The sequence below is a fragment of the Arcicella sp. GW822-FHT02H01 genome (genome assembly GCF_058802005.1).
Map to the genome: position 1 here is coordinate 4,041,357 of NZ_JBXANT010000001.1, position 24,977 is coordinate 4,066,333.

A 24,977-nucleotide genomic window follows, 5' to 3' on the forward strand; every position below is an offset into this window, starting at 1 on the left:
TTTACTACGCAAAAAGACTGCGTTGTGGCTTTGCAACTTTGTAGTGTCAACAATGAAAACAGCCTATAATGATGAAATTTAACTGGTTTAAGAATGCTGGGACTCTCTATAAAAACTATCAAGGAGCACCAGCTTATAAAGTAAGTCCTGAAATGGAATTGTATTCTGCCTCAGTAACAAGTATGATAGAAGCTACCACTTATGAAGATGAGGATAGTAGACAAAAAAGAATTCAGGAATTGATGACTAAAGTGAGTCCAGAATTTGTGGCAAAGCTTGCAGTTTACGTACGTCAGCAAATGTATTTACGAACAGTGCCTGTGTTACTTTCTGTTGAATTGGCAAAAATTAATCAAGGGAATAGTTTAGTTAGAAAAACCATCGAACATATCGTTGTCAGACCAGACGAGATATTAGAAGTATTAGCTTACTATCAAAAAAGCAATATTCGTACAGGTACAAAACAACTTAATAGATTATCAAAACAAATTCAGAAAGGTTTAGCCAATGCGTTTAATAATTTCGACGAATATCAATTTGCAAAATACAATCAGAATAATGGAATTAAGTTGAGAGATGCTTTATTTTTAGTACACCCTAAACCAAAAGACGAAGCTCAGCAACGAATATTTGATAAAATCGCTCAGAATAATTTAGCTATTCCGTACACATGGGAAACTGAACTTTCAGCTTTGGGACAAACGCCTTTTAAAAATAAGGATGAAAGAAAAGTCGCCTTTAAAGAGAAATGGCAAGAACTAATTGATTCTCAGAAAGTAGGCTACATGGCTTTGATGCGTAATCTAAGAAACATACTTGAAGCCGATGTAGAAGAAATATACTTACAAAAAGTATGTAACTATTTATCAGATAGTCGAGCGGTAGCTAATTCAAAACAATTGCCATTTAGATTTTTAGCAGCATATAGGGAGTTATCTAAAGTTAATCATGGCAATGTTCCATTTATTCTGAATGCTTTAGAACAAGCTATCAAATACAGTGTAGCTAGTTTGAAAGGTTTTGACAATCATGTAAAAGTGGTCATTGCTTGCGATGTTTCAGGCTCTATGCAGAAAAGTATCTCTCCTAAAAGTAAGGTTTTATTGTATGATATAGGTTTACTCTTAGGGATGATTTTGCAATCAAAATGCAAAAATATAATAACAGGCATATTTGGCGATACTTGGAAAGTGTTACAATTACCAACCCAAGGAATTTTGGCAAATGTTGATGCTTTTTACCGACGAGAAGGAGAAGTGGGCTATTCAACAAATGGCTATTTGGTCATACAAGATTTGATTAAACGTAAATACATCGCTGATAAAGTAATGATATTTACTGATATGCAGTTGTGGGATTCAAGAGGAACAGAAGAATCTTTATCGCATAATTGGATGCAATATAAGAGAATCGCTCCCAATGCTAAATTGTATTTGTTTGATTTGGCAGGTCATGGTCAAGCACCTATCAATGTGCAAGGAGATGATGTGTTTTTAATTGCAGGTTGGTCAGATAAAATTTTTGATGTATTATCTGCTCTTGAATCAGGAGAATCAGCTTTATCAATGATAGAGAAAATAGAAATTTAGGATATTTACAGGATGCCGTAAATGCTGAGTTACTTCGTAGCTCTGTTAATTATTAGGGGAGGAAATCCCTACGCTCAGCATGCATTTTGCTCTTGTAAAAAATACCTATAATGATTAAATGTTATTTCGTATATAAAGACTTGAACTAAGAGTTTTGAATGCTAAATCATTTAATGAAAGATTAACACCTATATTTTGATAATAACATTAAGTGCCGTAAAAAAGAGATACATCGGATTATTCTATGTGAGTTCGATTCTTACCTTCTCATAATGAGTTGTGGCTGAGTGGCTAAGCAAATAAAGTAATTCTCTTTTTGTTTTTTTGCCTTAATGTTTTGCTTATTAACTATTTTAAAAATTATCAATCAATGAACATTTTAACAGAAGAAACCATCGTCCAAGAAGATTTGCGAGCCTTGGGCGTACAATCAGAAGAAGCTTTAGCCAAGTTTTCAAGAGTTGCTAGTGGCTTAATCAATAATGGCGTATATCCAAAAGCACAAGTGCTATTGATGTTTGCCCAAATGATAGAATCACCCAAGAAATTTTCGTTTTCTAAAAATAAGCTGACGAATCTCGCACTATATACTAAACACCTAAAGGAAATAGGTCAGGAAATCATACTCAGTGATTATGGTAAATCATTAATCGAAGCAGAGAATGCTAAACCTAAATTTGAATTGGCTAAAGTAGGTCGCCAAGCCAATGTAGATGTTGATTTAAGAGAAGATGTTTTAGCATATCAAATTTATGGTGCTGCTCAAATTGAGCAAGGTGCATTAGACCAGATGCAAACTGCCATGAAATTACCTATTTCAGTAGCAGGAGCATTAATGCCTGATGCCCATCAAGGGTATGGTTTGCCAATTGGTGGTGTATTGGCCACAACTGCTAATACCATTATTCCTTATGCAGTCGGCGTTGATATTGCCTGTAGAATGTGTATGAGTATTTTTGATTTGCCAGCCAATATGATTCAAAAAGAAGATAAATTGTTAAAAAAAGTATTGACTGAAAACACTTTCTTTGGAATAGGTGGGGAATCTGGAAAGAAATTTGACGACTCACTTTTTGACCGTTCTGAATGGGGAGCACTCAAAATCACGCGTGATTTAAAAGATAAGGCCTACCGACAATTGGGCACTTCTGGAACAGGAAATCATTTTGTTGAATGGGGCGTTTTAGAGATTTTGGCAGAAGACGATTTAATGAATCTGCCTAAAGGTTCGTACTTAACCTTACTTTCACATTCTGGTTCACGTGGTTTAGGAGGGAATATTGCCAATCATTATTCAAAAATAGCCATGAATAAAACTCGTTTACCTAAAGAAGCAAAACATTTGGCTTGGTTGGATATGAATACCGACGAAGGACAGGAATATTGGTTGGCAATGAATTTAGCAGGAGATTACGCCTCGGCAAATCACCATGAAATTCACAATAAAATTGCGAGAGCCATGAATAAAACTCCTTTAAAACGCATTGAAAACCACCATAATTTTGCTTGGAAAGAGCAATTGTCTGATGGAACAGAGGTGATGGTTCATCGAAAAGGAGCAACGCCAGCAGGAGCTAACGATTTAGGCATTATTCCAGCTTCGATGACACAGCCAGGGTTTGTAATTCGTGGCAAAGGCATTGATGCAGGCATTAATTCCGCTGCACACGGTGCAGGACGAAGGATGTCGCGTACCAAAGCATTGGGAATGATTACTAAAAGTGACTTAAGAGAAGCCCTTGATAAAGCAGGTGTTCAATTGATTGGGGCAGATTTAGATGAAGCTCCGCAAGCATATAAAGACATCAATAAAGTAATGGCATCGCAGGAAGAACTAGTACATGTATTAGCCAGATTTTCTCCTAAAATCGTAAGAATGGCTGATGGGAGAGAGAAAGCTGAGGATTAATAAAACGCTTGGTAGGATATTCTTATCAGGCGTGTTATTATCAGGCATTGCTATTAAGATAAAAGCAATTAGCTGAAATTTAAGTATTTACAAATTGTAAAAATAAAAATATAGTTACTTGTGCTAATTACTTATTTTAGTAATGAAAAAAGCAAACATTCGTATATTTACGAGTTATGCGTCAGCTTAAAGACGACACCACCGACAACAAACAAGCTACCACAATGGGATTTGGTTTTAATTTATTTTTCGTTTTTATTCTTGTTCCATTTACAGGAATTCTTTTAGTTATTTTGTTGGAGACAAGAAGGAAAATATTTGGTAAGACAGTCGGACTAATTTGGCTTGGAATATTTGGACTTGCACTCTTATCTGGGACAGTTCAATGGTTGACAGCTAAAACAGAACTTAAGAAAAAAGACTACTACGGACAATACATTGTTAATCGGGACTATTTCCCTGGCAAACAAACGGAATGGCAATATGAAAAATTCAGGTTTGAAATTAAAAACAACGACTCAATTTATTTTTACTTTACCGAAAAAGAAAAAATATTGAAAACATATCGTGGGACGATTACAGCGACAGACCCAAATCAATACAGTTCAGAAAGACTAATCATAAATATGGAGCAACCAACTCATCATATCTTGACAAGTAATCCGACAACTTATCGTAGTGCTTGGAGTTTCTATTTAGTCTTTTACTCACCTAAATTTAATAACGTTTATTTCAAAAAGGGACAATGGAAACCACTCGACAATTAGATGACAGAAAAGAAAACCGAACGCATAACATGAGGGTTGGCGTTATGGCAACTTGACGAATCTGCCTTCGGCTTTTCCGCCTTTGATTTCTCTATAAAAAAGAGATATTTTGTTTCATTTAAGAAAAAAACAGTTTCACTTGAATGAGAAGACGCTCTTTTTAATTTGAGTAGTAGGAGAGTATACGAGTAGTTATAGAATTTTATTTCAACCGTAAATATTGTAAATTAATTTTAAATAAATACGCTATGTTAATCAATGCTAATGCTATAAAATGCGGGATTTTATTTTTATTGCTTTTCTCATTGCAATCAAAAGCTCAAAGCGTTAAACTGTTCAATCACATTTCAAACGAAGTATATACACTACACTCCAAAGTATTAAATCAAGACAGGCAATTCTATATTCATGTTCCAGCACAGGATTCAACAAAGCCTAAGAAGGCTTTGCCTGTGTTATATTTATTGGATGGAGAAAACCATTTTCATATACTTTCTTCATATATTGATTACCTAAGCCATTATGAAATATTTCCTCAAATAATAGTGGTAGGCATTATTAATATTGACAGAAAAAAAGACCTTACCCCTTCCCATAGTACAAAAACTTACGATGGAAAGGTGGACACTACCCTAAAACTAAGTGGCGGTAATGAGCAATTTCTTCAATTCATAGAAACAGAATTAATGCCTTACATTGAAATAAATCACAAAACGACATCATATAAAATATTGGCGGGGCATTCTTTCGGTGGTATTGCAACCATAAATTGTATGCTCACACATCCTGATATGTTTAATGCGTATATAGCCGTAAGTCCCTCGTTTTGGTGGGACAACAATTATATGCTAAAACTTACAGAAGCTAAATTGGCAAAATTGTCATCTCTCAAAAAACGTTTTTTTTACAGTGACGGAAACGAAGGAACTTTCTTTCATACCGATTTATTAAAATTTGATAGTTTGATTACAAATAGAAAACTGAAAGGACTAGAATATATGTATAAAAACTACCCCGAAGAAACCCACATGACTGAACCAATAGTTGCGTACTTTGACGCATTAAGGTTTATTTTACGAGATTAGAAAGACGTTTTGGAAAAACTTCCACCGTTGGTGTTTGTTGCGGGGGCGCCAAGACCAACAACACGTGCGTAAGCAACGCTCCGGTTTTATCAAAACTATATTTCTATATCAAAAAAAAGACATTTTATTTCATCTAAGAAAAAAATAGCTGAGGAGACGCTCTTTTTTTGAGTCGTAGAAGAGCCTACGACTAGTTATAGAGACACACAGAAAATCTATGGGATTATTTGATAAACTTTTTAAGACAAAGAAAATGCAATACGAATTAGTAAGAGACGAAAATGGAAAACATCAAATTGGTGGTGAAGTTCCACAAGACTTCATTATTCCACCTAATGAGTTCATCGCAGGGTTTCAATATTTAGGCTTTATAGACAATTCAGACTCGTTGTTTTCTTGGCTACCTTTCAAATTGAACTTAATTCATCCAATTTATACTGACGAGTATTCAGTTTTTCTTGATTATTCCAATCCAAACAGTCCGACAATAATTAAACCTTTGGACACAAGAGCATCGACAAGTGCATTTGAAGAAATCGACAAAAAATCAAAAATTATATTTGAAGCTGTAAAAGTAAGTGCTGAAGAAAAAGAAGAAATAAATGAGTACGAAAGTATTGGAATTTGTGGTGAACCAGAGTGGCTTCAAGAAGCGGAAATACCAACTTGCCCAAAGAGTGGAAAACCTATGAAGTTTTTATGCCAATTGGGAAGTTTTGGTGACATTAAATCGATATTTAGCAATGTTGAACCGACACAGGGTATGGCGCAATATTTTGAAAAATTAAACTTTTGGTGTGATGGCAATTTGTATATTTTCATTGAACCAATAACAAGGACAATGTGCTATAGCATGCAAAATACTTAGCTAAGTGTTTCTGCTATTGTTAATGTTTGTTACGGGGTCGCCAAGACCAATAACAATTGGTGAGCAACTCACCAATTATCAAAACTACATTTGTATATCAAAAAAAGATATTTTGTTTTATCGAAGAAAAATAGCTAAGCTGACGCTCTTTTTTTTGAGTCGTATAAGAGTCTACGACTAGTGATAGATATTGGCACAAAGAACCTCTTTTTTGTCGCTTTTAGACCTTGTTTATTTAGTGTTAAAGCTTAGGTTTGTATATAAAGAATTTAACATAAAAATCATGGCACTCATCAATCCCCACATTAACTTCAACGGAAATGCCGAAGAAGCATTCAATTTTTACAAATCAGTATTTGGTGGAGAATTCGCAAAGATTGTGCGTTTCAAAGACCTTGCTAGTCCTGAATTTACAGTCCCAGAAAATGAAGCAAACAAAATAATGCACATTGCTTTGCCGATTGGCAAAAACGTTCTAATGGCTAATGATGTTCCCGAAATTATGGGACGAACAAACGAAAATGAAAACAGAAGTAAAATTTCAATCAGTGCAGCAAGCAAAGAAGAAGCCGACAAATTATTTAACGGACTTTCAGTAGGTGGACAAATTGAAATGCCTATTGCCGACAGTCCTTGGGGTTCATACTTTGGTATGTTTAGAGACAAATATGGAATTGAATGGATGGTAGATTTTGACCCAAATTATGAAGGACAAGTTTAACCGAAGAAAAACAGCGAATACCTAGCAAAAGGTTTGTGCAAGGCTGGCGTACAAAATAAAAATCGGCTGTTGTACTACTCCGTATCAACATTTGTAGTGAAAATTACTACATTCGCCAAGATGTAAAACTTTATCAGTCATTGTAAAATACCAATCTAAAAATTTATAGGAAATGGAAAATATACCAACCTTATATGAATGGGCGGGTGATATGGAAACCTTTGAGACCTTGTTTGCGAAATTTTATGATAAAGTTTTAAAGGACGACTTACTCAGCGAAGTTTTTAAAAATATGTCATCAGAACATGTAAAACACGTTTCTCATTTTGTTGCAGAAGTTTTTGGTGGAGACAAATTATACACAACTGAGGACGGTGGAAGCCATGCTGAAATGATTGGAAAACATATAGGCAAAATGCTTACAGAAAATAAACGCCAACGTTGGGTTCAACTTCTGTTGCAAACGGCTGATGAAGTTGGACTAAAAAGTGACCCTGAATTTCGCTCTGCTTTCGTGGGTTACATTGAATGGGGAACGAGACTCGCAGTCATCAATTCTCAATTGACCAATAATCCATTAGACACAAGCGAACCAATGCCTAAATGGGGGTGGGGAGAAACAGGCGGGCCATATAACCCAAATAATAATTAAATAAAAGCGATATACTACGATCTGTTAAGATTATATTGGCAAAAGGGTAGCCTCACGTGTACATAAAATAAATTCAGTTTTAACTGAATGAAATATTACGAATTACAGCTTTTCTACTAATTCAGAAAGATAAGTAGAAGAGTTGATAAATAGGATTTTTATCTCTGTTTCGATTGCCCTTGGGAATGAATCTAACACAGTGAATGTAGTCGGAGACAGCACATTATTTATGTTATAGGTCTAAAGATGTGGAACAGCAAGGTGCTCTTTTTAATTTGAATCGTAGGAGAGCCTACGACTAGTTATAGACTATGTTATACGACTGCTAAGTATCGGAAAATAACAACTCGAAAGATTAATTTAAACCAATATTTATCTTATGGAAAAGTTACAATTCAAAATAAGCATTAATGCTCCTGTGACCAAGATATATGATTTTATGCTTGGCATTAACAACAAATCAACTTATGAGGAATGGACTTCTTCGTTTAACCCGACATCTACCTATGAAGGAAGTTGGGACAAAGGAAATAAAATGCTATTTATTGGAGTAGATGAGAAAGGAGAAAAGGGAGGTATGGTTTCCAAGATAGCTGAAAACATTCCCAACCAATTTGTATCAATTCAACATTATGGTCTTTTACAAGCTGACAAGGAAATTACAGAAGGACCAGAAGTGGAAAAATGGGCAAACGGATTTGAAAACTACACCTTCGAAGAAAACGATGGAACTACAACCGTAACTGTTGACTTAGACACCACAGAAGATTTTGTAGGTTATATGAATGAGACCTACCCTAAAGCACTCGAAAAGTTGAAGGAACTTTGTGAAAAATAGCATTAACGACTTATTACTCATGGCATGACTCTAATTCTAAGTCATGCCATGAGTTGTAAAGAAATCTATAATCAATCCAGCACCTTCAAATTCACCCCTTTTTCACCTTTCAAACTCCAAATACAATTTACTGCCAGAAATATGTTAATTTTGTGATTATATTTTTACATTATAGTCATGACAGTACAACAAAACGATATAGAAATCCTTTCTCCAACACAACCACTTCCAACAATGGAGGCCTTTTATACGCTTCAGGGCGAAGGGTTTCACCAAGGGAGGGCAGCATATTTTATCCGTCTGGGCGGATGCGATGTGGGTTGCCATTGGTGCGATGTGAAAGAATCTTGGGATATTAATGCACATCCAAAATTAAGTATTAAACAGATTGTTGATGAAGCCTCCGCTCATGCAGGTCGTTTGGCGGTAATTACGGGCGGAGAACCTTTAATGCACAATTTAGATGAATTGACAGATGCTTTGCATCAAGCAGGTTTTGAAACTAATATAGAAACATCAGGTGTTTGCCAACAAGTAACGGGCGCTTGGGATTGGATTTGTTTTTCACCTAAAAAATTTAAAGCTCCTAATCCTGATATTTATCCGAAAGCACACGAATTGAAAGTGATTATTTTCAATCAATCAGACTTTGAATGGGCTGAGAGCTTTGCTGCACTAGTTTCTCCAACATGTATGCTTTATCTTCAACCAGAATGGAGCAGAATGGAACAAATGCTTCCAAAGATTATTGAATACATTAAGAACAATCCGAAATGGAGAATTTCGTTACAAGTACATAAATTTATGGATATTCCTTAGTGGATACTTGGTTAATAGCGCATAACAATTGACTAGTTTCTTACTAAATTGTAAAACAAATTCTTTTGCGCTATTAAACTTGCCATACATGAGAAGTATATTGCTATTCGTTATCTTGATTACTTGTATTTTCCAGTCTAAAGGTCAGAATACACTTTCTTCGACTAATAAAAAAGCAGTTGATGCCTATCAAAAAGGCTTAAATGCATTACAAAATAGGGATATCGAGACGGCTTTTAATGAATTTGAAGAAGCCATCGAAAAAGATAATTTGTTTGCAGAACCCTATTTCCATTTAGGCAAACTGTATGAACAAAACAGGCAGTTTGGCAATGCTATTTTACATTACGAAAAGGCTATCAATGCCCAAGAGAAAACCAGCGTCAGTGAAATTGCTTCGCAACAAGTAGGGATGCTGTATTTAAAAAAAGGCGAATATCAAAAAGCCTTTGTCTATCTTGAAAAAGGACTTCCTGCTGTTTCTCCGTCTAACAAAAAACGTTATTTAGCACGACTTGAAAGTTGTAAGTTTGCCATCAAAGCGATTGAAACACCTTTGAAGATTTCTCCGATAGAACTCCCCAAAACCGTTAATCGTTTTGAATCCCAATATTTTCCAGTACTCTCTGCCGACCGTGAAACACTTATTTTTACTGGTCAAGAAGAAAAAGATGAAAATTTGTACCAATCAATTTTCATAGACAGTACTTGGTCAGTTCCTACATCCATTTCTGATAAAATAAATACGCTTCAAAACGAGGGTACGGCGTCGATTTCGGCTGACGGTAGAATTTTAGTCTTCACTTCTTGCGGAGGGCGAAAAGGCTATGGAAGTTGCGATTTGTTTATTTCTTATAAGCAAGGGGATGATTGGTCACCTCCTCAAAATTTAGGCACTAATATTAATTCTGGTGAATGGGAGTCTCAACCATCTTTATCGGCAGATGGACGCACGCTTTATTTTGTGTCTGATAGAAAGGGAAGTATTGGTAAGCATGATATTTGGGTTAGTCAATTAGATTCCACTAATAACTGGGCAAAAGCAGTGAATCTTGGCAATACTATCAATACGATAGAAGACGATCTTTCCCCATTTATTCATGCCAATGGCAAAACGTTGTTTTTCTCCTCAGAAGGTCATGTTGGCTTGGGAGGGTTAGATTTATTTTTCTCTGAAAATCAGGGAGGAAAATGGAGTATGCCAGAGAATCTAGGATTTCCATTGAATACCCATGAAGACCAAGTAGCTTTATTTATTACATCAGATAGTAAAAAAGCCTATTATTCTTTAGAGCAAAATCAAGATAATAAATATCGTAGGGCTAAAATTGTCGAAATCACCCTCCCTGAAAGTCTGCAAGCTAGGTTTAAGCCTACTTTTTTCTTGAAAGGAATCGTTTCAGATGCCAAGACTCAGCAAACTTTAGCCGCAGATATTGAATTGGTCTCGTTAAAAGACAAGCAAAAGATGGGCTTATTTACCTCAGATAATAAAACGGGTAATTATACTTTTGTACTTACTGCTGGAACAGAATATGCTATTTTTGTCAATAAAAAAGGCTATTTTTTTAAAAGTATTAATGTAGATTTATCCCAACAAATCGGTACAGATAAAGTGCTGAATATCTCGCTTGAGCCTATTCAAAAGAATGCAAAAGAAATCCTAAATAATATCTTTTTTGATACGGGCAAATGGGAATTGCACCCAGAGTCGATGATAGAATTGGATAAACTGATTATTTTGCTGAATGAAAATAAAGAATTACCCATAGAGGTTTCTGGACATACTGATGATGTTGGAAAAGATGCTGAAAACTTGGTACTTTCTCAAAAAAGAGCTAATGCTGTCAGAACATATCTTATTCAAAAAGGGATTAACTCTACCATAATTAAAGCGGAGGGCTATGGAAAAAACAAGCCACTTTTACCCAATACTTCTGCTGATAATAGAAAGCTAAATCGAAGAATTGAAATTAAGTTTTTATAAGTCATGAACCTTAAAGAAGCTATCCCTGACCGCTTTTCAAGAGAAATATTTACGAAAATTATTGACTGGATTGATGGAAAACCTGAAAGGTTTGATGAGTTGATGGCAGTCTTTTTTGAAGGAGATAGCAGAAAGAATCAACATGCTGCCAATATCATGTCGGATTGCATTCATCGCTGGCCTTTTCTGATTACGCCCTATATCGAAAAGATGCTACTTAATCTACAGCAAGACAACTTGCATGATGCCATCAAACGTAATACGGTTAGGGTTCTGCAAGATATTACTATTCCAGAAGAACTGCATGGATTGGCTGTTGATACTTGTTTCAAATACCTAAGTAATCATGACGAAGCCATTGCTATCAGGGTATTCTCTATGACTATTCTATTCAATTTAAGCAAACTATATCCTGAACTAAAAGCGGAATTGAAATTTCTGATAGAAGAACAATTACCCTACCAGTCTCCCGCCTTTAAAAACCGAGCGAATAAGATTTTAAAAGCATTATAAGAGGTATATTATTTATTTTATACCTCCCAAACAGTTGCTCCTGTTACCAATTCCAAACCATTCTGGTTAACCATTTTGTGTATAAAACCTTCTGTTCCTCGCTGACTTTGAGTAATTATTTTATCACCAAAAAGACTTTCATTCTTAAAGATAATCTCAAAGGTTTTCAGCACGCCATCGTTTAATACATTGGTAGGTACGCTTTCCATGAGCCATTCCACATAGCGATTGTTATTAGCGTGTTGGTTTGAATCAATATCATGCCAACGAATATCAAATAGCCTTTGAGTATCAACACAAGTTAAGGGCAAAATTTTTCCAGAAACCTTTTGTACAGGTTTTTCGCTAGCACAAATAGGAGTAATGGCACGCATCCAGTCGGGTACAGACGTAATTCTGCGACGTGCAATGTCAATCAAGCCAAATAGTGCATTGGCACGAATAATCTCTATGCCATTGGCGTCATATACTTTAAAATCACGGTAATAAAAGTATTTATCAATTTCTTGTACATACGTTTTTACAGTAACCGTTTCGTCATAAGAAGGTAATTTTTCAATCCAGATTTTTAAGCGAGATAATACCCAAGTAATATTATGCTGAGCAGTCAGTTCGGGGGCTGATACGTTGGCATCTACTGAATGTCGCCAAGCCATTTCTTGGAAAAGTCCGTTCAATGCAGGAATAGTAAGATTGCTGTGAGCATCTACTTCGGTAATTCTAATGCGATATGATTCTGTAATAAACTCCAATTTTCAAAGTGGTTAATTCGGTTGTAAGTAAAGTAATCAATACAATTTAAGCAAGGTTTTTTTTGTAGTAAACAACTGATAATTAGTAGTTTGACATGCTACTGTGACGACGGGTAGTTCTCCAATCACTATTTTAAAAAAGAAAAAACTTCCAGAAAACAGTTCTATAAACCGTTTTTCTGGAAGTTTCTATAATTAATTGATAAATGCTGTAAAAATTACTGGAAATGTAACTAAGCAAAATAACATTAAATTTAATTTCCAGTTTTTTGTTCTTTCAAGAATTTCTGTCTAGAAATCCCCTCAGAAGGAGCATCTTCGTATGCTTTTTTATACTCAGTCTTTTTTAAATCTCCGTTTTTGATAGACTTGATAAAGTTTGCCCACGCAAAAGGATTAGTCAAAGACATTAAAGGACTTTGAACAAAGCTTCTATTGGCTGCGGCGTAGGTCATTTGGTCTGAGAAATTCTTGAAATTCCCTGCTCCGCTCAAGCCTGCTCTTAATGCTAATACATTCAATTTAGATTGTTCAAGGTTTTTAGCTAATGCTCTTCTTCCTGCTTCATTATCTAACTTCATGTCTAGAAAAGCCTTCTTAAATTCATCCTCAGTACCGTATGGATAAATTTTCACTTCCGCCAACATTCTTGACTCTTCAGTCATGAAAATAGTAGCTACTTGAGTTTGTTCGTTGGTTCTAGGAATGATATAATACTTCTTTTTATAACCTACATAAGTAAATACCACACTATCGCCAGGATATACATACAATGAAAAATTACCAAAATCGTCTGTCAAAGTACCTCTCCCAGATTGTGGGTTGAAAACATAAGCATTAGGCAGAAAATCAGAACTACGGTCAGCAACAACTCTACCCGAGAAAATCACGGTTTTATCCTGTCCTTGTCCAAAGCTTGTGTATTGAGATAGACAAATAAGTAAAGTAACAATTAATATGTATTTAAATCTTAGTAACATCGTTTCACTTTCAGATGATGAATTTTTATGTAAACTTACTCAATATAACGCTTTCAAATGAAAATCTTGTGTGGCTTTAACAGTTTTTAACGTTTGATAAGTTTAGTAGAATTCAGACTAAGTTTAGGTAAATAGCTTTAGAAAAGTAATGATAAACGGAATAGAAAGCAATAAACCATCGAATCTGTCCAAGAAACCACCATGCCCTGGAATGGTCGAAGCTGAATCTTTTATTTTAATACTTCTTTTGAATAATGATTCTACTAAATCTCCATAAGTACCCGCTACTACGATAATAGCACCACAACCAAACCACTGCCAAGGCAAAAGGTCAGTAAAGTATTTTGAAAGAATAAAAGAAACCAACATCGACGCCAGAAATCCTCCTACACTTCCTTCCCATGATTTTTTGGGTGATACTCTTTCAAATAACTTCGTTTTCCCAAATTTTGTTCCAGCAAAATATGCACCAGTGTCGCTTGCCCATAACAAAAATAAGCAACCTAAAGGACGTTGCCAACTAAAATTTGTACTATTTAAAAATGCTAAAATGATAATAAGTGCAAAAGGCAAGGCAACATAAATAACACCTAGAAAAGTATAAGCGATATTTTTAAACGGTTTTTCGTCTTGTGCCTTATAAAGTTTGATAAAAAATATCAACGCCATCAAAGGCGAAAGAATATAATAATTAGCTTCGTGAATAATCCCCTTTTCGATTAAAAAAGTAACTGACACCAAGATGAAACCACAAAAGGTACCATAGTAGGTGAGTGGCTCGTCGCCATCGAGGCCTAATAATTTATAAAATTCAAGCTGTGCTAAAATAGCAATAATAGCAAAAAGCCCAAAGAAAGTCCAATCGCTAAAAACAATGCAAAATATCAAAAAAGGAACAGCCACAACGGCTGCAATTACCCTTTGTTTTAGATTTGACATTCCTTGTAGTTTTTCATTCATATTGATTATTTTTTATTAATAGTTTATGCAATTTCTTTACTTTCTTCAAAACCGCCCTCGTTTTCTAATAAGAATTTCGCCAAAACGGCATCCTTTAAGTGAACATATACTTCACAACGCCCGAAATGATATGAACTGTCTCTTTTACTGATAACCACAGTATTTATTTGATGTTCATCTTCCAAATAAACTTTGGCAAGCTCTGCTCTAAATGGATTTGTAGACTCGTAAATTTTCTTCCAATCTGTCATAAATAGCATTGTTATCAGTTCAAAAAATCCTTTGTAATCAATCTTCGTTTCTATAAATGCTATTAAGCCAGAACCAACGAAGTAAAATGACGGTAAATAAACCAGAAATCAACGCCATTCCTACGGGTACCGTTTTGGTTTGTTCAATATCAGTGTTTGTTACTTTCATTTGATACAAATATGCCATCAATAAAGTAAAGCCATTGTTCACAAAATGGGCAAACATAGAAAGCCACAGATTTTGGGTCCAATAATACAAATATCCAAACATAGCACCTAATAACATCCTAGGAATAAAGCCATAAAATTGGAAATGTATAAAACTAAACCAGAAAGCAGCAAACCAAATGGCTGCATGATGGTTTTTAAAGGCTTTTAACGCTAAGTTTTGTAACACCCCTCTAAATAATAGCTCTTCGCTTACGCCTGCCAATACTGCTACTACTAGCAAGGCTAAAACAAACTGAGCAGGATTGTTAAAGGTTGTAAGAAATTTGGTCAGTTCCCCTGTTGATTTTTCAGCATTTTCCATCCACTCTTCTAATCCCTTTAATGAAGCAGGCAATTGTAGCTTTTGGTTGAGTTCTATAATCAAAGCATCAAAAGGCATAAACCCTATGACTAATACCATCGTAATGAGCAATACATTTAAAATAGTAGGTTGGAAACTTAAAGATTGAATGCTTTGTTTCTCAAAAACGTACCAATACATCAACGATGCACCAATAAATGGCAGCGGTGTAGAAAACACCTGAAGTAGCATGATACCTAGGTAAGTATTAGGGTAGTCGTTGAGATGTTGTTGAAAAGTGATTGCTTTTTCAAACGGAGCACCAGTTACTAATGAAAAGGCAAAAAGCCCTATGGTAGAACCTACAAACATCATAATTAATGTCAATCCAATTAAAATCATTAGCTTGGCAATAAACGGACGGTCAGTTTGTGGGTTAAAAGTATCGAATTCTGTCATAATGGTTGTAAATTTACGTAAAAATTAGCAGTCAACAATTATAGCAAACAGAGTAAAACACAGTTTGAATTAATATTCATGAATAGGATGTGAAAAAACATTCAAGAATAATTGAAAAAGAACAATGGTCAAGATTAAAAACATAGAATTAGGCGAGTTTCCTTTATTACTTGCTCCGATGGAAGACGTTTCCGATCCTCCGTTTCGTGCAGTGTGTAAAGCCAATGGTGCTGATTTGATGTACACTGAATTTATTTCTTCTGAAGGACTCATCCGTGATGCCGCCAAATCCATTCAGAAATTAGATATTTTTGAATACGAACGCCCAATAGGGATTCAGCTTTTTGGTTCAGACATAGAAACGATGCGTAACTGTGGGGAAATAGCCACCAAAGCTGGTCCAGATTTGATAGACATTAATTACGGTTGCCCTGTCAAGCAAGTAGCTTGTCGCGGAGCAGGTGCGGCATTATTGCAAGATATTCCAAAAATGGTATTGATGACCAAAGCCGTAGTAGAGTCAACACATTTACCCGTTACTGTAAAAACACGTTTGGGTTGGGATGATTCCACTAGAAATATAGAAGACGTAGCAGAACGTTTACAAGACATTGGCATTGAAGCCCTGACTATTCATGGAAGAACAAGGGTACAAATGTACAAAGGAGATGCAGACTGGCGATTGATTGCCAAGGTTAGAGAAAACCCAAGAATCAGGATTCCTATTTTTGGAAATGGCGACATAGATTCACCTGAAAAAGCCTTAGAATACAGAAATCGTTATGGTGTAGATGGAATCATGATTGGCAGGGCTTCGATTGGTTATCCGTGGATATTCAATGAAATAAAGCATTTCTTCAATACAGGTGAGCATCTGGCTCCGCCAACGGTGAATGATAGAATAAATGTTTGTAAGCAACACCTAGATTTCAGTATTCGCTGGAAAGGCGAACATACAGGTATTGTAGAAATGAGAAGACATTATGCCAATTACTTCAAAGGCTTGTCTCACTTTAAAGACTTTAGGATGAGATTAGTTACTTCCATGAATTATGAAGAGATTCTAAGTATTCTGAATGAAGTAGCCATATTTTATAGTGAGGAAGAACTCCTTGTTAGGTAAGAGTTGTAAGTGATGAGTTATGAGCAATCAGCCAATACGATTTTAAGGTATTAATGTAAATGCTTTAATTGACACAACGACATCATTTGCTTTACAGAGACTACTTAAAACCCTATCAATTACCCACATCTTTTAAAAAGTTGAAATGGAAATGTTATTATTGATTAAATTAGCTTAAATGTACATAAATAGTCTTTAAAACCAAGCGTTGAAGCCCTCATCCCTAGCGAGGGACTTAAGTCCCTCGCTAGGGATAAGAGATTGATTATTAGTTATTTATATACTTGTGGGTAATCAGTAGACTTAAAGCCCCCAAAAATAGCGAAGTAAATCTTTTCATTTACTTCGCTATTTTTTTAATAATTCAATCAATGCTCAATAAACTTCCCTAATTTTCGACTAAAATCTTTTTTATGAAAACAACCCTTACTACTTCAACAACAATACCTACAAAACTTCAAAATCCTTTACTCGTTTGGGGCTTATTGGCTCTTTTAGCTGGCATTTGGGGAAGTTCGTTTATCCTCGTCAAAAAAAGCTTGACCGTTTTTGACCCTGCGCAAGTCGGTTCAATTCGTATTTTTTCAGCTTTTTGTTTCTTCCTCCCTTTCTTTGTCATCAATATCAAAAAGATTCCTCTTAACAAAGCCGTCTATTTCCTATTGGCAGGTTTATTGGGCAATCTTCTTCCTGCTTATTTGTTCTCGTTTGCAGGGTCAAAATTAGATAGCGGTGTTTCAGGAGCTTTAAATTCTACTACGCCTTTGTTTACGTTGATTGTGGGAGCACTTTTTTTTAGTAACAAAATCACTCAGCGTCAAGGTATCGGCATTGTCCTTGGTTTTGTAGGGGCTTTAGTGCTGATATTGGCTGGTGCTACTGGCTTTCATGTTAATAGCTATGCCTTTTTCGTTATTGCCGCTACATTGCTGTATGGTATCAATTTGAATATTACTAAAAAATACCTGACGGGGTTGGGCATAGATTCTTTCTTAATCACCTCAAGTATTTTTATGACTATCGGGCCTGTAGCAGCGGGAGTATTGTTCTCAACTGACTTTGTGGCTAAACTACAACAGCCTAATGCGCTACAAGCTTTAATCTTTGCCATGTTATTAGGCGTTCTGGGCTCTGCCATTGCAATGGTACTTTTTAATCGTTTAATTCAAATGACGAGTGCCGTGCTAGCAAGCTCTGTTACTTACCTGATTCCAATTGTAGCTATCCTATGGGGGGTACTTGATGGCGAAGCGATAATATTTCAGCATTATTTAGGTATGAGTATCATCCTTATTGGTGTATATTTGGTGAACAAATCTAATTAAACATCCATGTTGAAAGCCACCGTAAATCAGCAAACATTTAACATTGTATCAGATACTACAGGTACAACCATTGATGAACAACCACTAGATTGGGATATTGTTGAAATCAGGAATAATCATTTTCATATCCTGTACAACAATCGTTCGTATAATGCTGAAGTATTAGAGGCTGATTATCAAGCAAAATCGTTCTTGATTAAAATGAATAATCGTCAATATGTGGTCAATGTAAAAGACCGCTTTGATATTTTATTAGAACAATTGGGTATGTCTGAGGCCGCTTCTACCAAAGTTAACGATTTAAAAGCCCCAATGCCGGGACTAATCGTATCCCTATTAGTGCAAGTAGGAGATAGTATTAAGAAGGGCGATTCTTTGCTGATTTTAGAGGCAATGAAAATGGAAAATGTGTTGAAAGCTACAGGTGAGGGTGTTATTAAGAACATTAAAGTGAGTAATAAACAAAATGTGGAAAAAAATCAAGTTTTAATTGAATTTGAATAAGTCTCCTTCGTGAAACCGACAATTTTCCACGCCAAATAAAAAAAAAGTATATCTTTGCCTCCGAAAAAACCTTAAATCATGGACAAACCGAAGTATAAACGAATTCTTCTCAAGCTATCGGGCGAAGCCCTCAGTTCAGATGGTGAAGTAATTGACCCATCAATTTTAGAGCAATACGCTCTTGAAATTAAGAAAGTAAAAGAATTAGGTGTTGAAATTGCCATCGTTATTGGCGGAGGAAATATCTTCCGTGGCGCAGCAGCTGCCAAAGCAGGTATTGATCGTGTTCAGGGAGATTATATGGGAATGCTTGCCACTGTTATCAACGGTATGGCGATTCAGGGTTCTTTAGAAAAACACGGGATGTACACTCGTTTACAAACCGCTATCAAAATGGATGCTGTTTGCGAACCATTTATCCGTCGTAGAGCGATGCGCCATTTAGAAAAAGGTCGTATTGTTATTTTCGGAGCAGGAACAGGAAACCCATATTTTACAACAGACTCAACAGCGGCATTACGTGCTATTGAGATTGAAGCGGATGTAGTATTAAAAGGTACCAGAGTAGATGGCGTTTATACTGCCGACCCTGAAAAAGACCCTACTGCTACGCGTTATACCCACCTTTCGTTTGCAGAAGCTATCAGCAAAGGTTTGAAAATCATGGATACTACGGCATTTACGTTATGCCAAGAAAACAAAGTTCCTATCATTGTATTTGATATGAATAAAAACAACAATTTAGTAGATTTAGCAAAAGGAGAAGAAGTAGGAACTTTAATTAGTTAATGATATAGGTTGACCGATGATGAATTTATAGCAACATCGAAACCTTGTAATCAGCATATAAAATCCGAAATCATATATTAAGCAATGGAAGAAATAGAATTTTACATTGATGCAGCCAAAGAAACGATGGATGGAGCTTTAAAGCACTTAGCGATTGAGCTTTCAAAAATTCGTGCTGGTAAGGCAAGCCCTTCAATGTTAGATGGTATTCAAGTAGATTATTATGGCATGATGACCCCTTTAACAGGTGCGGCATCTATCAATACACCCGATGCTCGTACAATCGTTGTAAAACCTTTTGAAAAAAAGATGATTGCTGAATGTGAAAAAGCAATTCGTAATTCAAACATAGGTTTAACTCCGATGAATGATGGTGAAATTATTCGTTTAAATATTCCACCACTTACCGAAGAGCGTCGTCGTGAATTAGTAAAAAGAGTAAAAGCTGAAATTGAAACAGCTAAAATTAATGTAAGAAACGTTCGTCAAGATGCGAACAGTTCTATTAAGAAATTGAAAAATGAAGGCGTTTCAGAAGATGCTGTAAAAGCTGGCGAAGAACGTATTCAGAAAATCACAGATAGCTATATTGTTAAAGTAGAGGCTGTTTTTGCTGATAAAGAGAAAGATATAATGTCAGTGTAGTGATGAGTTTTGAGTGAAGAGTTTTGAATGCTGAATGATAAATTTTAGTATTCAAAACTCTTTTTTTGTGGGTGTTTTATAAAGATATTAACTTGTTATTACGATACTAACTATGTTTTGATAATTGGTGCGTTGCTGACGCACGAGTTGTTGGTCTTGGCGACCCCGTGACAAATATCAACAACGGCGGAAAAAGTTTTGCATTCGGGCATGGACTCTTTCTGTGTTACATATTTAAGGTTTTGGGCTTCTAAAATAGTAGTCTGATAAAGCTCTGACAATCGCTTTTGGATTAGCTTCGTCTGTATTCGTCATAATAATGATTGTCAAATTGTCATTTACAAAACGGGCATAATGAGAACGAAAACCAACATTAGCACCACCATGCTCAATTACTTTGTGCCCCTTATATTCATCAATTGTCCACCCAAAGCCATAATAGGCTTTTGAGTTGGGGTCGTCTATCGTTTTTATAACAGGTTGCCATAACAGCTCCCAATTCTCTTTTTTCAAGATGATATTTTTCTCTCTCAATACCTTCTCCCATAAAATCATATCGGAGCTAGTGGAAAGAAAACCACCGCTTGGTCGCACTGCATACATCGCATCAGCATTTACCAACACTCCATTTTTGTGCATATAACCATTGGCACGATGAGGAATAATAGGATAAAAATCAGTCATACCGCTATTCTTCATACCGGCAGGAATAAAGAGTTTTTCTTGTATATAATCCTGCCAAGGCATACCGCTTACTTGTTTGATGATTTCTGCCAACATATAATATCCAAGATTACAATATTGGTATTTTTCACCAGTTTTGAAATCAAGCGGCAACGAGTAAGCCGATTTGATAATCACAAGATCAGGTTGGATAATTGAATTATTATAAGCAGGACCTTCTCTTTTTAGTCCAGAAGTATGTGACATCAGGTGTTTCAACCGTATGGGTCTCCATGTTTCAGGAGCATCTGAAAAAAAATTGTGAACAGGATCTTCAATGCTTAGTTTTCCTTCCTCCTGTAATTTCAGAATGGCTGTGGTAAAAAATTGTTTGCTTACAGAGCCGAGCCGAATGACAGTTTCAGCCGTTACAGGTACATTGTGTTCTGCGTTTGCCAAACCATATCCCTTATTCACTAGTGGGTTAGCATTTTTAATCACTGCAAGGGAAAGTCCAACAATTTTTTGCTCGTTCATTATTTTCTGAACAATTAAATCGGTGCTGTCTACCTGCCCATAAGATACTACACTAATTAAAAGGAAAAAGGTAATCATTTTACTTTTCATAAAACGGTATTTTAGAGATTAAATATAACGATTATTGAATTGATTGACTTTTAAATAGTTAATTTTCATTATAATTGATAGTGATATGGATTACATATTCTAACCATGTCAAAGTATTCCTACAAACCATCTCTTCTGATATTATACGATGCTTCATTTAGTGAAATCCATTTTAATCTTTTAACATACGATGAGCTTTTAATTAATTACTCACAATTCACTAACTCATCACTAAAAACTACAACTTATACCCCCTCATTTCCTCCATTCCCTGTTCATAACCTAACAAAATCATTCTTTTGATATCATCACTATTAAAGGCTTGAATATCAATATTCAAATGGTGTTGAGGGCGAATGATTTTTAATTTTATTCTGGATTGCCCCGCCAAAATACCAAATTGACTCGGTGAGCCATCGCCTGGTAAACACTCATTTCTAAACTCTGCCCAATCTAAGTCGGCATTCAAACATTCGTTTACAGCAATATCCATTACTCTGTCAACTAACGCTAAAAGGTTGCCATAAGGGAAATAGCCTCCGTCAATATTACGCGTATGACAGGCTACGCAAATGATTTCAGTACCGCCGTCTTGAATAGCTTTTTTAACAGGGGCTACATCACGCATACCTCCATCCAGAAAAGCCATATTATTTTGCCCACCGATATTGACTACGGGCATCAAAATAGGAATAGCAGAGGATGCCATGATATAGTCTAAGAAATGATCATAAGAGGGATTGGCGTAAACCATATTACCATTAATGATATCCACAGCACCAACTTTTAGTTGCACTGGACTAGCATTAAGGTTTCGCATAGAAATGTTATTATTCAAAATTTCTCTTAAAGGTGTTGTATCCAACAAACCTTCAAAATTCCTGCGAATAGCGCTTAAACCTAACTCATAAGTACCTCTTCTGAGTGATAAACATTCAGGGGCATAGATGTTGTCTACCCAGAAATCGCATAAATCCTTTGATGATTGACTTAGGTTAATATAGCCATCATTTTCAATACTTTGTCTGCCAAAACTGTTCACCAGATAAGAGGCATTCATACTGCCTGCTGAAACACCATAAATGGCATCTGGCGAAAACCCTGTTTCAAAAATTGCTTTAACAACCCCTGCCTGATACGCACCTTTTACCGACCCACCCGCCAAAACTAAAATTTTACTCATAATTAAATATTGATTTTTAATACTCCAGTCAAGGTTTGGTATGCACTTATGAATGAACAATTTAGCAAAACAAACGATTCATTGAATAACGAACTAAAAAAATAAATTTAGGTTATTAATTCAGGCAATATACATTTTTTTAGAGAAAAGCGTAATTTGCAAACCATTTAAAAATAACATGAATTTATCTATCAAAGAAATACAGGCTCCTATCCTTGCCGAAATGAATGCTTTCGAAGGAAAATTTAAGGAGTTTATGAAAACGAAGGTTATGCTGTTGGATACGATTATGAATTATATCGTACAACGCAAAGGCAAGCAATTACGCCCGATGTTTGTGTTTTTATCAGCTGGAATTTGTGGAGAAATCACTGAAAAAACCTATCGTGGTGCTGCTTTAATCGAATTATTGCATACGGCATCATTGGTTCATGATGATGTGGTGGATGATTCTAATTACCGCCGTGGGTTCTTCTCGGTAAATGCGCTTTGGAAAAATAAAATTGCCGTTTTAGTAGGCGATTATTTATTAACCAGAGGGCTTTTATTGTCAGTACAGCATAACGATTTTGAAAATCTGAAAATCATTTCTACTGCTTTCCAAGAAATTACAGAAGGAGAGTTATTGCAGATTGAGAAAGCTCGTCGACTGGATATTACCGAAGATGTTTACTTTGAAATCATTCGTCAAAAAACGGCAACCCTTATTGCTGCTTGTTGTGCCGCTGGTGCTAGTTCAGTAGGGGCAGATGAAGAAACTGTTGCCAAGGCACATTCTTTTGGTGAGAAGGTAGGTATTGCCTTTCAAATCAAAGACGATTTGTTTGATTATGGTGATGCTGAAATTGGTAAACCTTTAGGGATTGACATCAAAGAAAAAAAGATGACGTTACCCTTGATTTATGCACTCAATAAAGCTAATTGGAGTACCAAGCGTAATATCATTAATATCATCAAGAACGAGTCTGATAACCCTAAAAAGGTAGCAGAGGTAATCTCATTCGTAAAACAATCTGGAGGCTTAGAATATGCTACTAAAGTGATGAAAAGCATCGTTGAAGAGGCACAGAATATTCTTTCAACCTTCCCTGATTCTATCTATAGAAAATCATTGGCTGGATTGGTTCAATTTACGATTGAAAGGACTAAATAAATTAAACATAACTTGTTAGATTCTTAAGTAATCAGTACAATTTAAGCAACTTTTTTATTTGACATAAACAAGTGATAACGAGTAAATTGAAATACTACCGCGACGGCAGACCAATCACTATTTACTACTTATAAATCAATCAGAACCTTGTTATCAGATGATTTCCTGATAATCAATTCTGTATATAATTTAAACGTTTGATACTTTTTGGGCAATTTAGACGTACTTTCTATTAGCTCAAACAATAATTCAGCCGAACGCTTACCCATATCTAAAGCAGGCTGTACAATAGTACTAAGTGAAGGAGCTAACAACGACGCCACTTTTAAGTTAGTAAAGCCTATCAAAGCTACCTCCTCGGGAATTTTAATTCCTCTTTTCTGCAGGGTACTCAAACAACCTAGTGCTAGTCTATCACTGGCCGTAAAAATAGCATCAGGCGGGTTGTCGTTTGTAAAAAGCTGGTCTATTACAAACTCAATATCCTGCAAACCATAATTACAATACTTTAGCAAAGATTCATCTACAGGCATTTCATATTTCGCTAAGGCTGCCAAATAACCTTTTACTCTTTCTTTGGAAATTGATAAATGTGGCGAAGCCGCAATATGGGCAATCCTTTTTCTTCCAGTTTGGATTAAATGTTCGGTGCCTGTAAACGAACCCTCAAAATTATCTGAAATTACTTTATGGGTATCTATTTCATCTGAAATACGGTCGAATAAAACGATGGGTAAACCTTTGTCATGCAAGTTTTTCAAATGGTCAACATTAGTCGTTTGTCCCGATAATGAAATCAATAAACCATCTACCCGTCTTGAAGTAATATGCTGTGTATTAATTACTTCTCTTTCGTATGACTCATGACTTTGAAAGATAACTACCTGATAACCTTTGTTATAGGCAATATCTTCAATACCATTAATGGCCTGTGAAAAGAAAGGATTATCAATTTCAGGGACTATTACTCCGATAGATCTGCTCTTGTTTTCTTTTAAACTTAATGCAATTGGATTAGGATGATAATTGAACTTTTCGGCATATTCCATCACCAAACGTTTGGTTTCTGGATTAATCTCATGACTGCCTCTTAACGCCCTCGAAACGGTTGAAGTCGAGAGGCTCAAGGCCTTGGCAATATCTTTAATGGTAATATGTTCCAAAATGTTATTTCTTTGAATTGTACAAATTTTTGATTCCTTTTCTCGTGCCGTTTTTTCTATGTTGAGATGACAATTTTCAGTTAAATATGTTATCCTACAAATATAGAAATTTAAATTTTGTATGAATGGCAACGTTCCCGA

At 35.6% G+C, this 24,977-nt stretch carries 25 protein-coding genes; 17 read left to right on the forward strand and 8 right to left on the reverse strand.

The window, feature by feature from the left end:
• The first annotated feature begins 68 nt into the window (after positions 1 to 68).
• From AC1RNE_RS16865 to AC1RNE_RS16915, 11 genes are all read left to right on the forward strand, one after another.
• Positions 69 to 1,589: a TROVE domain-containing protein gene (locus AC1RNE_RS16865; protein WP_492802435.1), complete on the forward strand. Its 1,521-nt coding sequence runs from the start codon at positions 69 to 71 to the stop codon at positions 1,587 to 1,589.
• A 370-nt stretch (positions 1,590 to 1,959) separates the two neighbouring features.
• On the forward strand, positions 1,960 to 3,498 hold the full coding sequence (locus AC1RNE_RS16870) for an RtcB family protein (RefSeq protein WP_492802437.1): 1,539 nt from the start codon (positions 1,960 to 1,962) through the stop codon (positions 3,496 to 3,498).
• Positions 3,499 to 3,674: 176 nt separating this feature from the next.
• A complete protein-coding gene (locus AC1RNE_RS16875) occupies positions 3,675 to 4,265 on the forward strand; it encodes a hypothetical protein (RefSeq protein WP_492802438.1) in 591 nt (196 codons plus the stop codon).
• Between the two features lie 248 nt (positions 4,266 to 4,513).
• The gene (locus AC1RNE_RS16880) at positions 4,514 to 5,350 is read left to right on the forward strand and encodes an alpha/beta hydrolase (RefSeq protein ID WP_492802439.1); all 837 of its coding nucleotides are present in this window, start codon (positions 4,514 to 4,516) and stop codon (positions 5,348 to 5,350) included.
• 253 nt (positions 5,351 to 5,603) lie between these two features.
• Positions 5,604 to 6,218 carry a hypothetical protein gene (locus AC1RNE_RS16885; RefSeq protein WP_492802441.1) on the forward strand — a complete coding sequence of 205 codons (615 nt, stop codon included), beginning with the start codon at positions 5,604 to 5,606 and terminating at the stop codon, positions 6,216 to 6,218.
• A gap of 283 nt (positions 6,219 to 6,501) precedes the next feature.
• Positions 6,502 to 6,939, forward strand: coding sequence for a VOC family protein (locus tag AC1RNE_RS16890; protein ID WP_492802443.1), 438 nt, complete (start codon positions 6,502 to 6,504; stop codon positions 6,937 to 6,939).
• 172 nt (positions 6,940 to 7,111) lie between these two features.
• Positions 7,112 to 7,591 (forward strand): group II truncated hemoglobin, encoded by a 480-nt coding sequence (locus AC1RNE_RS16895; protein WP_492802445.1) that lies wholly within the window; start codon positions 7,112 to 7,114, stop codon positions 7,589 to 7,591.
• 379 nt (positions 7,592 to 7,970) lie between these two features.
• Positions 7,971 to 8,429 (forward strand): SRPBCC domain-containing protein, encoded by a 459-nt coding sequence (locus tag AC1RNE_RS16900; RefSeq protein WP_492802446.1) that lies wholly within the window; start codon positions 7,971 to 7,973, stop codon positions 8,427 to 8,429.
• Between the two features lie 177 nt (positions 8,430 to 8,606).
• Positions 8,607 to 9,248, forward strand: coding sequence for a 7-carboxy-7-deazaguanine synthase QueE (locus AC1RNE_RS16905; protein WP_492802448.1), 642 nt, complete (start codon positions 8,607 to 8,609; stop codon positions 9,246 to 9,248).
• An 88-nt stretch (positions 9,249 to 9,336) separates the two neighbouring features.
• The gene (locus AC1RNE_RS16910) at positions 9,337 to 11,235 is read left to right on the forward strand and encodes an OmpA family protein (protein WP_492802449.1); all 1,899 of its coding nucleotides are present in this window, start codon (positions 9,337 to 9,339) and stop codon (positions 11,233 to 11,235) included.
• Between the two features lie 3 nt (positions 11,236 to 11,238).
• Entirely contained in the window at positions 11,239 to 11,748 is a 510-nt protein-coding gene (locus tag AC1RNE_RS16915; protein ID WP_492802451.1) for a HEAT-like fold family protein, read from the forward strand.
• Between the two features lie 17 nt (positions 11,749 to 11,765).
• On the opposite strand, the gene AC1RNE_RS16920 is transcribed toward AC1RNE_RS16915, so the two are convergent.
• The 5 genes from AC1RNE_RS16920 to AC1RNE_RS16940 all read right to left on the reverse strand — a co-directional run bounded on the left by AC1RNE_RS16920 (position 11,766) and on the right by AC1RNE_RS16940 (position 15,661).
• Complete coding sequence (locus AC1RNE_RS16920; protein ID WP_492802453.1) at positions 11,766 to 12,500, reverse strand: acyl-[acyl-carrier-protein] thioesterase; 735 nt, start codon at positions 12,498 to 12,500, stop codon at positions 11,766 to 11,768.
• 254 nt (positions 12,501 to 12,754) lie between these two features.
• Positions 12,755 to 13,480, reverse strand: a complete 726-nt coding sequence (locus AC1RNE_RS16925; protein WP_492802454.1) for a carboxypeptidase-like regulatory domain-containing protein — start codon at positions 13,478 to 13,480, stop codon at positions 12,755 to 12,757.
• Positions 13,481 to 13,603: 123 nt separating this feature from the next.
• On the reverse strand, positions 13,604 to 14,440 hold the full coding sequence (locus AC1RNE_RS16930) for a phosphatidate cytidylyltransferase (protein WP_492802455.1): 837 nt from the start codon (positions 14,438 to 14,440) through the stop codon (positions 13,604 to 13,606).
• A gap of 23 nt (positions 14,441 to 14,463) precedes the next feature.
• Positions 14,464 to 14,691: a putative signal transducing protein gene (locus AC1RNE_RS16935; RefSeq protein ID WP_309912103.1), complete on the reverse strand. Its 228-nt coding sequence runs from the start codon at positions 14,689 to 14,691 to the stop codon at positions 14,464 to 14,466.
• Positions 14,692 to 14,728: 37 nt separating this feature from the next.
• Complete coding sequence (locus tag AC1RNE_RS16940; protein ID WP_492802457.1) at positions 14,729 to 15,661, reverse strand: CPBP family intramembrane glutamic endopeptidase; 933 nt, start codon at positions 15,659 to 15,661, stop codon at positions 14,729 to 14,731.
• A 124-nt stretch (positions 15,662 to 15,785) separates the two neighbouring features.
• Here AC1RNE_RS16940 and dusB point away from each other — a divergent pair, with 124 nt between their 5' ends.
• From dusB to frr, 5 genes are all read left to right on the forward strand, one after another.
• Positions 15,786 to 16,784, forward strand: coding sequence for a tRNA dihydrouridine synthase DusB (gene dusB, locus AC1RNE_RS16945; protein ID WP_492802459.1), 999 nt, complete (start codon positions 15,786 to 15,788; stop codon positions 16,782 to 16,784).
• 413 nt (positions 16,785 to 17,197) lie between these two features.
• The gene (locus AC1RNE_RS16950; protein WP_492802460.1) at positions 17,198 to 18,109 is read left to right on the forward strand and encodes a DMT family transporter; all 912 of its coding nucleotides are present in this window, start codon (positions 17,198 to 17,200) and stop codon (positions 18,107 to 18,109) included.
• Between the two features lie 6 nt (positions 18,110 to 18,115).
• Complete coding sequence (locus tag AC1RNE_RS16955) at positions 18,116 to 18,613, forward strand: acyl-CoA carboxylase biotin carboxyl carrier protein subunit (RefSeq protein WP_492802462.1); 498 nt, start codon at positions 18,116 to 18,118, stop codon at positions 18,611 to 18,613.
• Between the two features lie 78 nt (positions 18,614 to 18,691).
• On the forward strand, positions 18,692 to 19,402 hold the full coding sequence (pyrH, locus tag AC1RNE_RS16960; protein ID WP_492802464.1) for a UMP kinase: 711 nt from the start codon (positions 18,692 to 18,694) through the stop codon (positions 19,400 to 19,402).
• Between the two features lie 84 nt (positions 19,403 to 19,486).
• Positions 19,487 to 20,047, forward strand: coding sequence for a ribosome recycling factor (gene frr, locus AC1RNE_RS16965; RefSeq protein ID WP_492802466.1), 561 nt, complete (start codon positions 19,487 to 19,489; stop codon positions 20,045 to 20,047).
• Between the two features lie 234 nt (positions 20,048 to 20,281).
• Here the strand turns inward: frr and AC1RNE_RS16970 are convergent, their stop codons facing one another.
• On the reverse strand, positions 20,282 to 21,337 hold the full coding sequence (locus tag AC1RNE_RS16970) for a serine hydrolase domain-containing protein (protein ID WP_492802467.1): 1,056 nt from the start codon (positions 21,335 to 21,337) through the stop codon (positions 20,282 to 20,284).
• A gap of 238 nt (positions 21,338 to 21,575) precedes the next feature.
• A complete protein-coding gene (locus AC1RNE_RS16975; protein ID WP_492802469.1) occupies positions 21,576 to 22,520 on the reverse strand; it encodes a patatin-like phospholipase family protein in 945 nt (314 codons plus the stop codon).
• Positions 22,521 to 22,698: 178 nt separating this feature from the next.
• Here AC1RNE_RS16975 and AC1RNE_RS16980 point away from each other — a divergent pair, with 178 nt between their 5' ends.
• Positions 22,699 to 23,673, forward strand: a complete 975-nt coding sequence (locus AC1RNE_RS16980; protein ID WP_492802470.1) for a polyprenyl synthetase family protein — start codon at positions 22,699 to 22,701, stop codon at positions 23,671 to 23,673.
• 128 nt (positions 23,674 to 23,801) lie between these two features.
• Here the strand turns inward: AC1RNE_RS16980 and AC1RNE_RS16985 are convergent, their stop codons facing one another.
• Entirely contained in the window at positions 23,802 to 24,836 is a 1,035-nt protein-coding gene (locus AC1RNE_RS16985) for a LacI family DNA-binding transcriptional regulator (protein ID WP_492802471.1), read from the reverse strand.
• Positions 24,837 to 24,977: the final 141 nt, after the last annotated feature.

Excerpts from the sequence above, each read along its gene's own strand:
- AC1RNE_RS16865 (WP_492802435.1), top strand. The coding sequence starts at position 69 with ATGATGAAATTTAACTGGTTTAAGAATGCTGGGACTCTCTATAAAAAC.
- AC1RNE_RS16870 (WP_492802437.1), top strand. The coding sequence starts at position 1,960 with ATGAACATTTTAACAGAAGAAACCATCGTCCAAGAAGATTTGCGAGCC.
- AC1RNE_RS16875 (WP_492802438.1), top strand. The coding sequence starts at position 3,675 with ATGCGTCAGCTTAAAGACGACACCACCGACAACAAACAAGCTACCACA.
- AC1RNE_RS16880 (WP_492802439.1), top strand. The coding sequence starts at position 4,514 with ATGTTAATCAATGCTAATGCTATAAAATGCGGGATTTTATTTTTATTG.
- AC1RNE_RS16885 (WP_492802441.1), top strand. The coding sequence starts at position 5,604 with ATGCAATACGAATTAGTAAGAGACGAAAATGGAAAACATCAAATTGGT.
- AC1RNE_RS16890 (WP_492802443.1), top strand. The coding sequence starts at position 6,502 with ATGGCACTCATCAATCCCCACATTAACTTCAACGGAAATGCCGAAGAA.
- AC1RNE_RS16895 (WP_492802445.1), top strand. The coding sequence starts at position 7,112 with ATGGAAAATATACCAACCTTATATGAATGGGCGGGTGATATGGAAACC.
- AC1RNE_RS16900 (WP_492802446.1), top strand. The coding sequence starts at position 7,971 with ATGGAAAAGTTACAATTCAAAATAAGCATTAATGCTCCTGTGACCAAG.
- AC1RNE_RS16905 (WP_492802448.1), top strand. The coding sequence starts at position 8,607 with ATGACAGTACAACAAAACGATATAGAAATCCTTTCTCCAACACAACCA.
- AC1RNE_RS16910 (WP_492802449.1), top strand. The coding sequence starts at position 9,337 with ATGAGAAGTATATTGCTATTCGTTATCTTGATTACTTGTATTTTCCAG.
- AC1RNE_RS16915 (WP_492802451.1), top strand. The coding sequence starts at position 11,239 with ATGAACCTTAAAGAAGCTATCCCTGACCGCTTTTCAAGAGAAATATTT.
- AC1RNE_RS16925 (WP_492802454.1), bottom strand. The coding sequence starts at position 13,480 with ATGTTACTAAGATTTAAATACATATTAATTGTTACTTTACTTATTTGT.
- AC1RNE_RS16930 (WP_492802455.1), bottom strand. The coding sequence starts at position 14,440 with ATGAATGAAAAACTACAAGGAATGTCAAATCTAAAACAAAGGGTAATT.
- AC1RNE_RS16935 (WP_309912103.1), bottom strand. The coding sequence starts at position 14,691 with ATGACAGATTGGAAGAAAATTTACGAGTCTACAAATCCATTTAGAGCA.
- AC1RNE_RS16940 (WP_492802457.1), bottom strand. The coding sequence starts at position 15,661 with ATGACAGAATTCGATACTTTTAACCCACAAACTGACCGTCCGTTTATT.
- dusB (WP_492802459.1), top strand. The coding sequence starts at position 15,786 with ATGGTCAAGATTAAAAACATAGAATTAGGCGAGTTTCCTTTATTACTT.
- AC1RNE_RS16950 (WP_492802460.1), top strand. The coding sequence starts at position 17,198 with ATGAAAACAACCCTTACTACTTCAACAACAATACCTACAAAACTTCAA.
- AC1RNE_RS16955 (WP_492802462.1), top strand. The coding sequence starts at position 18,116 with ATGTTGAAAGCCACCGTAAATCAGCAAACATTTAACATTGTATCAGAT.
- pyrH (WP_492802464.1), top strand. The coding sequence starts at position 18,692 with ATGGACAAACCGAAGTATAAACGAATTCTTCTCAAGCTATCGGGCGAA.
- frr (WP_492802466.1), top strand. The coding sequence starts at position 19,487 with ATGGAAGAAATAGAATTTTACATTGATGCAGCCAAAGAAACGATGGAT.
- AC1RNE_RS16970 (WP_492802467.1), bottom strand. The coding sequence starts at position 21,337 with ATGAAAAGTAAAATGATTACCTTTTTCCTTTTAATTAGTGTAGTATCT.
- AC1RNE_RS16975 (WP_492802469.1), bottom strand. The coding sequence starts at position 22,520 with ATGAGTAAAATTTTAGTTTTGGCGGGTGGGTCGGTAAAAGGTGCGTAT.
- AC1RNE_RS16980 (WP_492802470.1), top strand. The coding sequence starts at position 22,699 with ATGAATTTATCTATCAAAGAAATACAGGCTCCTATCCTTGCCGAAATG.